We start from the raw sequence: 13,975 nt of genomic DNA, 5'->3' as shown, positions 1-13,975 counted from the left end.
AACACAGTCAAATCGAAATAAAATGACTAAAGAACAAAAAAACGAAGTAATTGAAGTATTGAAAGGTAAGTTCTCTCAGTACGACAATTTCTACATAACCGATACAGAATCGCTTACCGTAGATCAGGTAAGTAAGTTGCGCCGCGCTTGTTTCGACAAAAATGTTGAAATGAAAGTGGCTAAAAATACGCTTATCAAAAAAGCATTAGAATCATTGGATGCTGAAAAGTATGCAGGTGTTTACGATGCTTTACACAAAGTAACCGCTTTAATGTTCTCCGAAAATCCGAAAGAGCCGGCTGTTATCCTCAGCTCTTTCCGTAACGAGGCAAAAGCTGAAAAACCGGAGTTAAAGCTGGCTTTCATCAATGGTGACCTGTATGCCGGTGATAATAACCTGAAAGCGTTAACGCAAATTAAGACCAAGAACGAGCTGATCGGCGAAGTGATTGGCCTGTTGCTTTCTCCGATTCAGCGGGTTATCGGCGCTTTACAAAACAAGTCCGAAGGAGAAGTGGCTCCTGTGGCTGCCGCCGAAGCAGCCCCTGCCGCTGAGGCTCCTGCAGCAGAGGCGGAAGCTCCCGCAGTACCAGAAGCGCCTGAAGCTCCTGCAGCAGAAGAAAAACCTGCGGCTGAGTAATGGGTGAAGCTATATGTGCGTAATTGCTGTCAGGCAGCTTTGTTGCATATAACAATGGTGTTGCTTTCTGGCAACAATAAAAACAGGATTTTAGTTCTTTTTATAAATCAACTTTCCGTGCTGCTATCCAGGTAGCCGGAGATAAACAATTTTTTTAAACCCGCCGTCGGACCCGGATAGTTATCGGGGAATGAAGACGGTAAAAATTAAAACAAAATGGCAGACATTAAAACATTAGCAGAAAGCCTGGTAGGTTTAACTGTAAAAGAAGTACAGGAATTAGCAGATTTCTTAAAAACTGAATATGGTATTGAACCAGCTGCTGCTGCAGTAGTGGTTTCTGGTGATGCTGGTGGCGGCGCTGCTGCTGCTGAAGAAAAAACAGCATTCGATGTTATCCTGAAAAGCGGTGGTGCTTCTAAATTAAACGTGGTTAAGATCGTTAAAGACTTAACAGGTTTAGGTTTGAAAGAAGCTAAAGAATTAGTGGATGGTGCTCCAAAACCAGTTAAAGAAGGTGTTTCTAAAGCAGAAGCTGAAGAAATTGCAGCTAAATTAAAAGAAGCGGGTGCAGATGTGGAAGTAGCTTAATCTCATTTCTTTTATAAAGTATTGAAGCCGTCTCAAATATTTGAGACGGTTTTTCATTTTACCGGATAATGAGTGAGATGTTTAAGTATTTCACTTTTTGAGTGTTTTTTATACGAATCTGCAATTTATTACAATCAATAAAACCCGCATTGGTTTAATGCCAATGCTTTTATAGCTTACTTCACTCTGCTGGATTTTTCTTATATAGCGTTACTCACCTTCTTTAAAAAGTTAATAAAAACGTAAAAAAGTTTGTTTTATTTCTTTTTATTCTTTATCTTAGTACAGAATTGCCCTGAAGACCCTTTTAATTATTATGGTATAATTAAATCTTGCATAAAAAGTTACCTGTAACAGATGCCCTAAACCGTTTTTTTTCTGTTACAGGGTTATAAAGGTTATAATAAGAATGAAGCAGAAAAGCAGTAGTAAGTAGGTAATATTACCCGGCTGGCCTTGCTTTCTCAATGAGCATGTATTCACATACAATGATCGTGATTGTCTGCACCATTCTTTTTAAGTAGTACAGGAAATAATTTTCGGATTATTTCCTGTAGTGGCTATCATAATCCCAGCTCTTGGCTGGTCTTATATACTAGTCCCATTTAATAACTACTAAAGACTTTCAGTATGAAAAAAAATGAACCTAATTGTACCCTGCAACACCACGGGAACACTAAAAGCGCTCAAACAGAAAAGCGCTGCTCTAACCCTTACAAACGCCTTTCCTTATCTGCTCCAACGCCTGATTTAAAGGAACGAGCTAAGCTTGCTTATATGGCGCTCTGTGCTTTACTTATTGTTACTGTAAACGGATTCTCTTCTATGGTTTATGCCCAACAGGGAGTGCTGGGAGGGTGCTCCATGACAAACGTTCCGTTAATAAATAGTACACCTTTTAGCGCGGAACAATTTGATGTTGCCCCGTCAAATTCCGTTCCGCTTACAAGTGGGTGGATTGGTTCTAATACTAACCTTACAAATGGCAACCTTACCGATTACATTACCGGATATGCTATTGCGGTGGGTAGCGCCTCTGTTACAATAGAGGATAATAATAATAATGTATATAATGCAGGCAACTTTGTGGGTTTTATGGTTGAGCCTGTAGCGTTAACTGTTGTTCCTAGTGTACTTGAAATACCACTTAACCTTGGTATTCTGTCGGATATTACAATTGAAACGCTGAATGCGGCGGGTATTCCGGTAGAGTCCAGAACCGGCACTTCTTTGCTCCAATTAAGTTTAAGCGGAAACCAACGCGAAATAGGTTTTTATACCAATTTGCCTTATAGTTCGTTAAGGCTATCGTTTTCAGGTGTTCTTGCTGCAACGCGTGTTTATTATGCCTTTATGCGCGGCACCGGTTCTTGTACTTCCCCGGCATTAACCTGCAATACACCTACATTACTGTCTTTTCCTACTCATCCTGTGGTTGCCGAAAATAGCACCAGCGCGGTTTTGGCTATCGGAGGCATTGCTGATTTGGATAATATGGTAGATGGCAGTACTGCTACTGCTGCTACTATGGTGCCTGTTGCCGGTGCTTTGGGTTCACATGGTGTTTCTGTTAAAAATACTACAGGCCAGTACCCTATAGGTACTTATATAGGTTTTGATATTGAAAATCTCAGTATTGTAAGCGCTGACCTTTTAAGCCGTTATAGTATAGAGCTTTATAATGATGACGGATCGCTGCTGCAAACAATTTACGGTACAGATGCTTTAGCTGGCATTAATGCAATAAATAGTACAAGGCGAATGTTTGGAGGTGTTTCTACTGTGGCTTTTGATGAAGCCAGGCTGGTATTTAATTCTACGGGATTAGCAAACGTGAATTTGGGTGCCACAAATATTTATGGCGTTTATGCGACGAATTTATGTGGCAATACATTGAATTGCGATCAAACCTATCTTCTTGCTAATCCCGGCTTCCCCGTTATCATCAACTCCCAAAGAACAGGATTTGCCGGTGTGGCTTCAGTAAATGGAGAAGTAGAGAACCCAGAATTTGTTATCGATAATATACCGGGTAATTATGGAACTATAGAGATAGATGCTGGTGCATTAAATACCGGTTCAATTTCTGTTTTGGACACAAAGAATGAATATCCCGCAGGAACTTATGTTGGCTTTAATCTTGCTAAAGGTACATCCGGTGGCCTTCTTGATTTTATAGCGGACGGTAATATACTGGGAACTATTACAATTGAAACATGGAATAATGGAGGGGCGTTGCCTGTGGAAAGTAAAACCATTTCAGATGGGCTGATTAATTTAAGTGCTCTTAATGGCCTTGTCGCCATTGGTTCAGGTACCAACTTTACGAGTGTAGGGTTCCAGGCAACACAACCATTTGATGAAGTGGTAATAAGAATAAGCAGTTTAGCCGGGGTGGCTAATCAGCTTCGTGTTTTTGGGGCATTCGCTGTAACAACATCGATACCGGGCATATGTACCTCACTTCCGGTAGATTTTGGAGGCATAAGTGCTGAGTTTAAAAATGGTTCCCTGTTTGTAAGCTGGAAAACTTTATCAGAAACCAACAACAAAGAATTCTTTATAGAAGGATCTAAAGATGGAAAGAACTGGATAACCATCGGAACAGTTGCTTCAAAAGCTGCCGACGGTAACTCTGATGTAACTTTAGAATACAACTTTACAAAGAGCCTTTCTGGTTTAGCATTAAGCGGGCTGGGACTTATAGCTTTGTTAAGTATGCCATTTTTCAGAAACCGCTTTATAAAAGCATGTTTAGCGCTGACCTTCCTGGTATTATTGGGCCTGTCTTGTAATAAAGACAATGAACAGGTAAATACCGATGATATGGAAAATTTATATATCCGTATAGGCCAGGTTGATAAAGATGGTACGGTTAAATATTCATCAGCCGTAAAAACAGTTAACAGGCAGTAAGCCCCCGCCTGATTCAAATTTTTAAATAAAATAAAGCTTGGTAAAGGCTGTCTCAAATACGGGACAGCCTTTTTTAAAGCCTTCATCAAAGCTTGAAATTGACCGCTTCCTAAGCCAACTTCACACCAGGTGAAGGGTCAATAAAGGTTATTCTATTGTAAGATACGGGACGATCTTATCGTAAGAGTCGCCCGTTTCGCTTACCAGCATCTTTATCTCATCCATATCCGAAAAAAGGCCTTTTTCCTTCCGGTATTTCAAAATAGTAAAAGCCGTTTTATTACTGATATATGGATGTATGTTCAGCTCATTGTAAGAAGCTGTATTGATATTGATTTTCCTGACCGGAGCTTGATTCACCTGTAACTGAGGTCTGATCTTCTGAAAAGTAGAATCGGGCAGGCCATAAGTTTCCCCTACCTGGTCTATTGAATGAAAGCCGCCCAGTTTCTCCCTGAAATGAACGATCCTTGCCGCCAGTTTATTACCTATGCCATACAGTAATTCGAAGGCTGCCATATCTGCCGAATTAATTTCGATCACTTTGGGGCCATATTTCGGTTTGTTTTCGGGAAATGAAGTGCGCAGGTAAGCGGTATTGTCCTGGCTTTTTGGAGCAGGGGCATCGTAAGCGGTTCCTATTTTTATATAAGCTTCCAATCGCTTAAACTCATCTGGCCGCAGGCCGTAAATTTTAGCCAGGTCTTCCGTTTTTCTGAATCTGCCACCTTTATTTCGATAATTGAGCAGGGTTTTAATTGTTCGATCCCTCAATCCCAGCTTTGCAAAACCTGCAGCATCTAACGTGTTGGGGTCAAAATAGAATAAAGTGCCAACCGGCCTGGTATGATCTTTATTGAACGAAAGAAAAATGGAATTGTCCTCATTTTCTTTGATCCGGGAAGAAAAAGATTGCCCGCCCGGTCTTTGCTGCAGCTCATTGGCCATAGCCATCCAGGCAGTATCTGAACCCGGCGCCTCCATACGGCGGCTGTGCTCAGGTAAAACAAATGGTAAAGCTGTAACCATTATAATGGCCAGCAGCAGGATAAAAAATGCCATTCTTTCCTTTTTTGAAAAAGTAAATAACTTTTTCACAGTGTGTTTCAGGGTCATAGGTTATGCTTTGCTCTAATTTACAACATATAAAATCTTAATGCAAAACAAAATTTGGCAAAATTATTGCTAATAAGTTTTTTCTTATAATGTATTCCCCTAACTTTGCAGTCCTTTTTATTTTGGCCAATAAAATTTTGATTTTACGAAATGTGTTCAAGTAATTGAATTTCAATGGGATTTCTTTTAGTGATAAAAGTCTTCCTTTTTGCCGTTTCTATAAGTCGATCATTAAAACCGGTTTAATATTTATGTCTGCTACTAGCGTACAATCAAGAGTTAATTTCGGGAAGATCAAGCATTTAGCTCAAACACCCGATTTGCTTGAAGTTCAAATCCAATCTTTTAAAGAGTTTTTCCAGCTGGAGACCACACCCGACAAACGTAATATTGAAGGGCTGTTCCGTGTGTTCAAAGACAATTTCCCGATCACCGATACGAGGAATATTTTCGTGCTGGAGTTCCTGGATTATTTTATCGACCCGCCCCGCTATTCTATCGATGAATGTATGGAGCGTGGCCTCACTTATGCGGTTCCGCTCAAAGCCAAGCTGCGTTTAAGCTGTAACGATGAAGAACACGTAGATTTTCAGACCATCGTTCAGGACGTGTTTTTGGGAAATATTCCCTACATGACGCCGCGTGGTACTTTTGTAATTAATGGTGCTGAGCGTGTAGTGGTTTCTCAGTTACATCGTTCCCCCGGTGTATTCTTTGGCCAGTCTGTTCACCCTAACGGCACCAAAATTTACTCTGCCCGTGTTATTCCTTTTAAAGGGGCCTGGATGGAGTTCGCTACCGATATCAATAATGTAATGTATGCGTACATCGACCGTAAGAAGAAATTTCCGGTTACCACGTTATTACGCTCTATTGGTTACGAAACGGATAAGGATATCCTGGAGCTGTTTGGTATGGCTGATGAGGTAGCCGGCGATCAAAAAACGCTGGAAGCTCATGTAGGTAAAAGACTGGCTGCCCGCGTACTGCGTACCTGGGTAGAAGATTTTGTGGATGAAGATACCGGTGAGGTGGTTTCTATTGAGCGCAATGAAATTGTAATGGAGCGTGATACGGTACTGGATGACGAAGCCATTGAAACGATTGTGGATATGGGAATCGATACTGTATTTATCCAGAGAGAAGATGTAGGCGGAGATTACGCGATCATTTATAACACTTTAAATAAAGATACTTCTAACAGCGAGCTGGAAGCCGTTCAGTTCATCTACCGCCAGTTGCGTGGTGCTGATGCTCCGGATAACGAAACAGCACGTGGTATTATTGATAAATTATTCTTTAGCGATAAACGCTATGACCTGGGTGAAGTAGGCCGCTACAAGATCAACCGCAAGCTGGGTATAGATGCGCCACTGGATCAAAAAACTTTGACCAGGTTAGATATTATCGAGATCATCAAATACCTGGTGCGCCTTACCAACGGTAAAGCAGAGATCGATGATATCGATCACCTGAGCAACCGCCGTGTACGTACGGTAGGCGAGCAGTTATATGCGCAGTTTGGAGTGGGATTAGCACGTATGGCACGAACCATACGCGAGCGGATGAATGTTCGTGATAATGAGGTGTTTACCCCGGTAGACCTGATTAATGCAAGAACACTTTCTTCTGTGATCAACTCTTTCTTCGGTACCTCCCAGTTATCGCAGTTCCTGGACCAGACCAACCCGCTTTCTGAAATCACGCACAAACGCCGTATCTCAGCCCTGGGGCCAGGCGGTTTGAGCCGTGAGCGTGCCGGTTTCGAGGTACGTGACGTACACTATTCCCACTATGGTCGTCTTTGTACCATTGAAACTCCGGAAGGTCCGAACATTGGTCTGATCTCTACACTTTGCGTTCATGCAACTATTAACGAAATGGGCTTCATTGAAACGCCTTACCATAAGGTAGAAAATGGTAAAGTAAATATGAAGAAGCTGAACTTTTTAAGTGCAGAAGAGGAGGATAGCGCAAAAATAGCCCAGGCAAATACAAAGCTGGATGCCGATGGGAATTTTGTAGAAGAGCGGGTGGAAGCCAGAGAAACCGGCGATTTCCCGATATTAGATAAAAGCGAAGTAGAATATATGGACGTTGCGCCTAACCAGATTGTAGGTTTGAGCGCTTCGCTGATCCCCTTCCTGGAGCATGATGATGCCAACCGTGCGCTGATGGGATCGAACATGCAACGCCAGGCAGTTCCGCTGTTGCGCCCCGATGCCCCTGTAGTAGGTACCGGTCTGGAAGGTAAAGCGGCACGCGATTCGAGGATCCAGATCCATGCGGAAGGAAACGGCGTAGTGGAATTTGTAGATGCCAACGAGATCCATGTGCGTTATGACAGGGATGTGAATGAAAAGCTGGTGAGCTTTGAGGAAGACCTGAAAGTATATAAGCTTACTAAATTTATAAAAACCAACCAGGAGTCCTGTATTAACCTGATGCCAACGGTGAAGAAAGGGCAGAAGGTGAAAGAAGGCGACTTCCTGACCCAGGGCTATGCTACTCAAAATGGTGAGCTGGCCTTAGGTAAAAACCTTAAAGTGGCATTTATGCCATGGAAAGGGTACAACTTCGAGGATGCGATCGTGATCAGCGAGCGTGTGGTAAAAGAAGATATGTTTACTTCCATCCACATTTCCGAATACGAGCTGGAAGTACGCGATACTAAATTAGGTGAGGAAGAGTTAACGGCTGATATTCCTAACGTATCTGAAGAAGCTACCAAAGATCTGGACGAGAACGGTATTATCCGTATCGGGGCACAGATTAAGGAAGGCGATATTCTTATAGGTAAGATTACTCCTAAAGGAGAAAGCGACCCTACTCCGGAAGAGAAGCTGCTTCGCGCCATCTTTGGCGATAAAGCCGGGGATGCTAAAGATGCTTCCCTGAAAGCGCCCAATGGGGTAGAAGGCGTTGTGATTGGCAAGAAATTGTTCCAGCGTGCCAAGAAAGATAAGAACGCCAAGGTTCGTGAAAAGGCGGCAATTGAGAAGCTGGATAAAGTGCATGAAAAGAATGAGCAGGACCTGCTGAATGTTCTTTTAGAGAAATTAGGCACTTTACTGGAAAACCAGGTTTCTGCCGGTGTTAAGAACAGTTTTGATGAGATTGTAATTGGAAAAGGTTCTAAGTTCCATGCTAAAAACCTTGCTTCTTTAGATTACGCTAATATCAATCCTTTAAGCTGGACTACCGATGAAAAGATCAACGGGCAGGTAAATACCCTGCTGCACAACTATAATATTAAGTTTAACGAAGAGCTGGGCCGCTACAAAAGAGAGAAGTTCAATATTTCTATTGGTGATGAGCTGCCTGCGGGTGTATTGAAGCTGGCTAAAGTGTATCTGGCAGTTAAGCGTAAATTAAAAGTAGGGGATAAAATGGCGGGCCGCCATGGTAACAAAGGTATCGTAGCCAAGATCGTTCGCCAGGAAGACATGCCGTTCCTTGAAGATGGCTCTCCTGTGGATATTGTATTAAACCCGTTAGGGGTACCTTCCCGTATGAACCTGGGTCAGATCTATGAAACGGTGTTAGGATGGGCCGGCAAAGAGCTGGGCATACGTTTTGCCACACCGATATTTGACGGGGCAGAACCTTATGAAATTGAGAAGTATTGTGATGATGCAGGTATTCCTAAATTCGGTCATACTTATTTGTACGATGGTGAAACCGGCGAGCGTTTCCATCAGAAGGCCACTGTAGGCGTTATTTATATGATTAAGCTGCACCACATGGTGGATGATAAAATGCACGCCCGTTCTATCGGGCCATACAGCTTAATTACGCAGCAACCTTTAGGCGGTAAAGCCCAGTTTGGTGGTCAGCGTTTTGGTGAAATGGAGGTTTGGGCCCTGGAAGCTTATGGCGCATCCAACATCCTGCAGGAGCTGTTAACCATTAAGTCGGATGATATTATCGGCCGTGCCAAAACGTACGAGAGTATTGTAAAAGGAGAGAACGTTCCGCGTGCCGGTGTTCCCGAATCGTTCAACGTATTGGTACACGAGTTACGAGGCCTAGGACTGGATTTAACATTTGAATAATAATCCGGAAGAAGTCAGTAAGTTAGAAATACTGATGAGACCTATTCAAAAGCCGAAGGGTGCGACGCAAGGAAGATGGCAGCAGCACAGCAGTTGGTAAACAAAAAATATTTTATTAAAAGTCTTGAAGCGTAAAGCTTAAGGCATAAAGCAAAATGCTTAATAAATATGGCTACTAAAAAAGACAATCGTCCGAAAGCAGCGTTTTCAAAAATAACAATAGGCCTGGCCTCTCCAGACTCGATCCTGGAGAAAAGCTTTGGCGAGGTGTTAAAGCCTGAAACTATTAACTATCGTACTTACAAACCCGAGCGTGATGGTTTGTTTTGCGAGCGGATATTTGGCCCGGTAAAAGATTATGAATGTGCCTGCGGTAAGTATAAGCGTATCCGTTACAAAGGCATCGTATGCGATCGCTGCGGTGTGGAAGTAACAGAGAAAAAAGTGCGCCGCGAAAGAATGGGGCACATTAAGCTGGTGGTTCCGGTGGTTCATATCTGGTATTTTAAATCATTGCCTAATAAGATCGGTTACCTGTTGGGAATGAGCTCTAAAAAATTGGAAACTATTATTTACTATGAGCGTTACGTAGTGATTCAGGCAGGTGTGCGTGAAGATAAAGGGCAGAACTATGGCGATCTTTTAACCGAGGAAGAATACTTAGATATACTGGATGCTTTACCAAAAGATAATCAGTACCTGCCTGATGATGATCCGCAGAAGTTCATTGCGAAAATGGGCGCCGAAGCGGTTCACGACCTGTTGCAGCGGATCGACTTAGACCAGTTGTCTTTCGATTTAAGGAACAGTGCGGCAACTGAAACTTCGCAACAGCGTAAAGCAGATGCTTTAAAACGTTTGAGCGTGGTGGAAGCTTTCCGCGATGCCAATACACGTATCACGAACCGTCCGGAGTGGATGGTAATGCAGTATATCCCGGTGATTCCGCCGGAATTACGTCCTTTAGTGCCTTTGGATGGCGGACGTTTTGCTTCTTCAGATCTGAACGATCTGTATCGCCGTGTTATTATCCGTAACAACCGTTTAAAACGTTTGATGGAGATCAAAGCACCTGAAGTGATCTTACGTAATGAAAAGCGTATGCTCCAGGAAGCCATCGACTCGTTGTTTGATAACAGCCGTAAATCCAACGCTGTTAAAGCCGAGGGCGGACGTGCTTTGAAATCGCTTTCAGATGTGCTGAAAGGCAAACAGGGCCGTTTCCGTCAGAACCTTTTAGGTAAACGTGTGGACTACTCCGGGCGTTCGGTAATTGTGGTAGGCCCTGAAATGAAAATGCACGAGTGCGGTTTGCCCAAAGATATGGCGGCCGAGCTGTTCAAGCCGTTTATCATTCGTAAACTGATTGAAAGAGGTATCGTAAAAACCGTAAAATCTGCCAGGAAGCTGGTGGATAAAAAAGAAGCGGTTATCTGGGATATCCTTGAAAATATCCTGAAAGGCCACCCTATCATGTTAAACCGTGCCCCAACGCTGCACCGTTTATCTATACAGGCCTTCCAGCCAAAACTGATCGAAGGTAAGGCGATTCAGCTGCACCCGTTGGTTACTGCAGCGTTCAACGCCGACTTTGATGGAGACCAGATGGCGGTGCACGTGCCTTTGAGCAATGCGGCTGTTCTGGAAGCACAGTTATTAATGCTGGCTTCTCACAATATCCTGAACCCGCAGAACGGTACCCCTATCACCCTTCCTTCGCAGGACATGGTACTTGGGCTGTATTATATTACCAAGGGTAAAAAATCTACCGAAACAGAAAAAGTACGTGGCGAAGGCAAGGCTTTCTATTCTGCAGAGGAAGTGATCATTGCTCATAACGAAAAGCAGGTAGATCTTCACGCCTGGATCAAAGTAAAAACCAGGGTACGGAATGAGAATAATGGGGAACTGGAAAATAAATTGGTTGAAACTACAGTGGGGCGTGTGATCTTTAACCAGCATGTTCCCGAAGAAGTAGGTTTTGTGAATGCTTTGCTGACTAAAAAGAACCTGCGCGAGATCATTGGTGATATCATAGAGATCACCAATGTGCCTAAAACTGCTAAGTTCCTGGATGATATCAAGCAATTAGGATTCCGTACAGCTTTTCAGGGAGGTTTGTCGTTCAGCATTAACGATCTGATCATTCCTGATATCAAACAAGAACTGCTGGAAAACGCCAAGGGTGAAGTAGACGAGGTTTGGGATAATTATAATATGGGATTGATCACTAACAACGAACGTTATAACCAGATCGTGGATATCTGGAGCCGTGTGGACACAAGGCTTACAGAAACCCTGATCCGCGAACTGGCAGCTGATAAGCAGGGTTTCAATTCTGTTTATATGATGCTGGATTCCGGCGCGCGGGGTTCTAAACAGCAGATCAAGCAGCTGGCCGGTATCAGGGGATTGATGGCCAAGCCAAGAAAATCAGGCTCTACCGGTTCAGAGATCATTGAAAACCCCATCCTTTCCAACTTTAAAGGCGGACTGAATGTATTGGATTACTTCATCTCTACGCACGGTGCCCGTAAAGGTTTGGCAGATACTGCGTTGAAAACAGCGGATGCGGGTTACTTAACACGCCGTCTGGTGGATGTGGCGCAGGACGTGGTGATTACCGAAGAAGATTGCGGAACATTACGCGGTATCAATATCTCTGCATTAAAAGATAATGAAGATGTTATTGAACCATTAGCAGACAGGATCGAGGGCCGAACTTCGTTGCACGATGTATATAACCCCCAGAACGATGAGTTGATTATAGAAGCCGGTACTGAGATATCGGCATCAGTAGCTAAAAAAATAGAAGACGCAGGTATTGATTCCATCGAGATACGTTCTGTGCTCACGTGCGAAAGCAAGCGTGGCTGTTGTGTAAAATGTTATGGTAAAAACCTGGCATCAGGAGCTTTGGCCCAGAAAGGTGATGCGGTAGGTATCATTGCTGCCCAGTCGATTGGTGAGCCCGGTACACAGTTGACACTCCGTACTTTCCACGTGGGTGGTGTGGCTGGTTCTGCTTCGGTAGAATCTACATTGATCGCTAAGTTCGATGGTACGATCCAGTTTGATGGGGTACGCTCTGTGATTACCACCAACGCCGAAGGGGATGATGTAAAAGTAGTGATCGGACGTACCGGTGAAGCCCGTATTATTGATACCAAGAACGACAGGTTGTTAATTACCAATAACATTCCTTATGGTTCTACCTTGTTGGTAAAAGATGGTCAGAAGGTAAGCAAAGGAGAAGCCATTTGCTCATGGGATCCATACAATAATGTTATTGTTGCAGAAGTGGATGGGGTGCTGAAATTTGAAAATGTTATTGAAGGGATTACCTACCGGGAAGAAGCTGATGAGCAAACCGGCCACCGTGAGAAAGTGGTAATTGAAACCAGGGATAAAACCAAAATACCTTCAATTGTTGTAGAAGGTAAAGTAGATAAGTCTTACAACCTGCCTACCGGTTCACATATTATGCTGGATGAAGGTGAAGAGGTAAAAGCAGGTAAAGTGTTAGTGAAAATTCCTCGTATTTTAGGTAAGCTGAAAGATATAACGGGTGGTCTGCCTCGTGTAACCGAGCTGTTCGAAGCCCGTAACCCAAGCAACCCTGCTGTGGTTTCAGAGATTGATGGTGTGGTAACCATGGGTGCTGTAAAACGCGGTAACCGCGAAATTATCATTGAAGCTAAAGACGGGGTTACAAGAAAATACCTGGTTCCTTTAACACGCCAGATATTAGCCCAGGACGGCGACTTCGTAAAAGCCGGTACTTCTTTAAGCGATGGACAGGTTTCTCCGCAGGATATCCTTTCTATACAGGGGCCATTTGCTGTGCAGCAGTATGTGGTGAACGAGATCCAGGAAGTATATCGTTTACAGGGGGTGAAGATCAACGATAAGCATATCGAGGTAATTGTTCGCCAGATGATGCGTAAAGTAAATATCGTAGATCCGGGCGATACCCGTTTCCTTGAAGATGATTTGGTAGATAAGTTCGAATTTGTAGATGAGAACGACTTTGTATATGAGAAAAAGGTTGTAACCGATCCGGGTGATTCCGGCAAGCTTCGTGCGGGCCAGATCATCAGCCTGCGTGACTTAAGGGAAGAAAACTCTGTGCTGCGCCGTGCAGATAAAAAACCGGTTGAGTTCAGGGATGCGCAGCCTGCCACATCCGCTCCAACGCTGTTGGGTATCACCAAGGCCTCCCTGGGTGTGCAAAGCTGGATATCTGCAGCTTCGTTCCAGGAAACTACCAAGGTACTTTCTTCAGCCGCTATTCATGGTAAGGCAGATGAAATGCTCGGCCTGAAAGAAAACGTAATCACCGGTCATCATATTCCTGCGGGTACCGGTTTGCGTGAGTTTGAGAACATGATCGTTGGCTCCAAAGAAGAGTACGAGCTGTTACAAACAACACGTGAAGCAATGGCTTTTGATGAAGAAGAGTAGCCTCATCCTCTTTTAGAAGACGAAGGACTGAAAATAGTGAAGGAGCAGTTCCGGAATTAGCCGGGATTGCTCCTTTTTTATGTTCTGTAAAGGGTCTTCCTGAAAATATGTAATGCAGTGTAGGCTTGTATTTTATTAGCAAAAGAATATAAAAAATGCCTCATTTGGAGCAAAAATTGCTTTAAGTGAGGCA

Annotated in this window: 6 protein-coding genes; 5 read left to right on the top strand and 1 reads right to left on the bottom strand. The window is 43.4% G+C overall.

Annotated elements, in window-relative coordinates:
* Positions 1-22: 22 nt before the first annotated feature.
* The 3 genes from rplJ (at position 23) to ACYVBM_RS01540 (ending at position 4,147) form a co-directional block, all read left to right on the top strand.
* Positions 23-640 carry a 50S ribosomal protein L10 gene (rplJ, locus tag ACYVBM_RS01550; RefSeq protein ID WP_460683849.1) on the top strand — a complete coding sequence of 206 codons (618 nt, stop codon included), beginning with the start codon at positions 23-25 and terminating at the stop codon, positions 638-640.
* A 216-nt stretch (positions 641-856) separates the two neighbouring features.
* Complete coding sequence (rplL, locus tag ACYVBM_RS01545) at positions 857-1,231, top strand: 50S ribosomal protein L7/L12 (protein WP_460683848.1); 375 nt, start codon at positions 857-859, stop codon at positions 1,229-1,231.
* Positions 1,232-1,861: 630 nt separating this feature from the next.
* Complete coding sequence (locus ACYVBM_RS01540) at positions 1,862-4,147, top strand: hypothetical protein (RefSeq protein ID WP_460683847.1); 2,286 nt, start codon at positions 1,862-1,864, stop codon at positions 4,145-4,147.
* A 147-nt stretch (positions 4,148-4,294) separates the two neighbouring features.
* On the opposite strand, the gene ACYVBM_RS01535 is transcribed toward ACYVBM_RS01540, so the two are convergent.
* On the bottom strand, positions 4,295-5,209 hold the full coding sequence (locus tag ACYVBM_RS01535) for a ComEA family DNA-binding protein (RefSeq protein ID WP_460683846.1): 915 nt from the start codon (positions 5,207-5,209) through the stop codon (positions 4,295-4,297).
* Between the two features lie 305 nt (positions 5,210-5,514).
* Here ACYVBM_RS01535 and rpoB point away from each other — a divergent pair, with 305 nt between their 5' ends.
* Together rpoB and rpoC are read left to right on the top strand one after the other, a co-directional pair.
* Positions 5,515-9,318 carry a DNA-directed RNA polymerase subunit beta gene (gene rpoB / locus ACYVBM_RS01530; protein WP_460683845.1) on the top strand — a complete coding sequence of 1,268 codons (3,804 nt, stop codon included), beginning with the start codon at positions 5,515-5,517 and terminating at the stop codon, positions 9,316-9,318.
* A gap of 168 nt (positions 9,319-9,486) precedes the next feature.
* Positions 9,487-13,782: a DNA-directed RNA polymerase subunit beta' gene (gene rpoC, locus ACYVBM_RS01525; RefSeq protein ID WP_460683844.1), complete on the top strand. Its 4,296-nt coding sequence runs from the start codon at positions 9,487-9,489 to the stop codon at positions 13,780-13,782.
* Positions 13,783-13,975: the final 193 nt, after the last annotated feature.

This window comes from Niabella aquatica (genome assembly GCF_054779315.1).
This window is presented reverse-complemented; position numbering and strand designations above follow the sequence as displayed.

Coding starts and splice junctions, on each gene's coding strand:
- rplJ (WP_460683849.1), top strand. CDS start 23: ATGACTAAAGAACAAAAAAACGAAGTAATTGAAGTATTGAAAGGTAAG.
- rplL (WP_460683848.1), top strand. CDS start 857: ATGGCAGACATTAAAACATTAGCAGAAAGCCTGGTAGGTTTAACTGTA.
- ACYVBM_RS01540 (WP_460683847.1), top strand. CDS start 1,862: ATGAAAAAAAATGAACCTAATTGTACCCTGCAACACCACGGGAACACT.
- ACYVBM_RS01535 (WP_460683846.1), bottom strand. CDS start 5,209: ATGGCATTTTTTATCCTGCTGCTGGCCATTATAATGGTTACAGCTTTA.
- rpoB (WP_460683845.1), top strand. CDS start 5,515: ATGTCTGCTACTAGCGTACAATCAAGAGTTAATTTCGGGAAGATCAAG.
- rpoC (WP_460683844.1), top strand. CDS start 9,487: ATGGCTACTAAAAAAGACAATCGTCCGAAAGCAGCGTTTTCAAAAATA.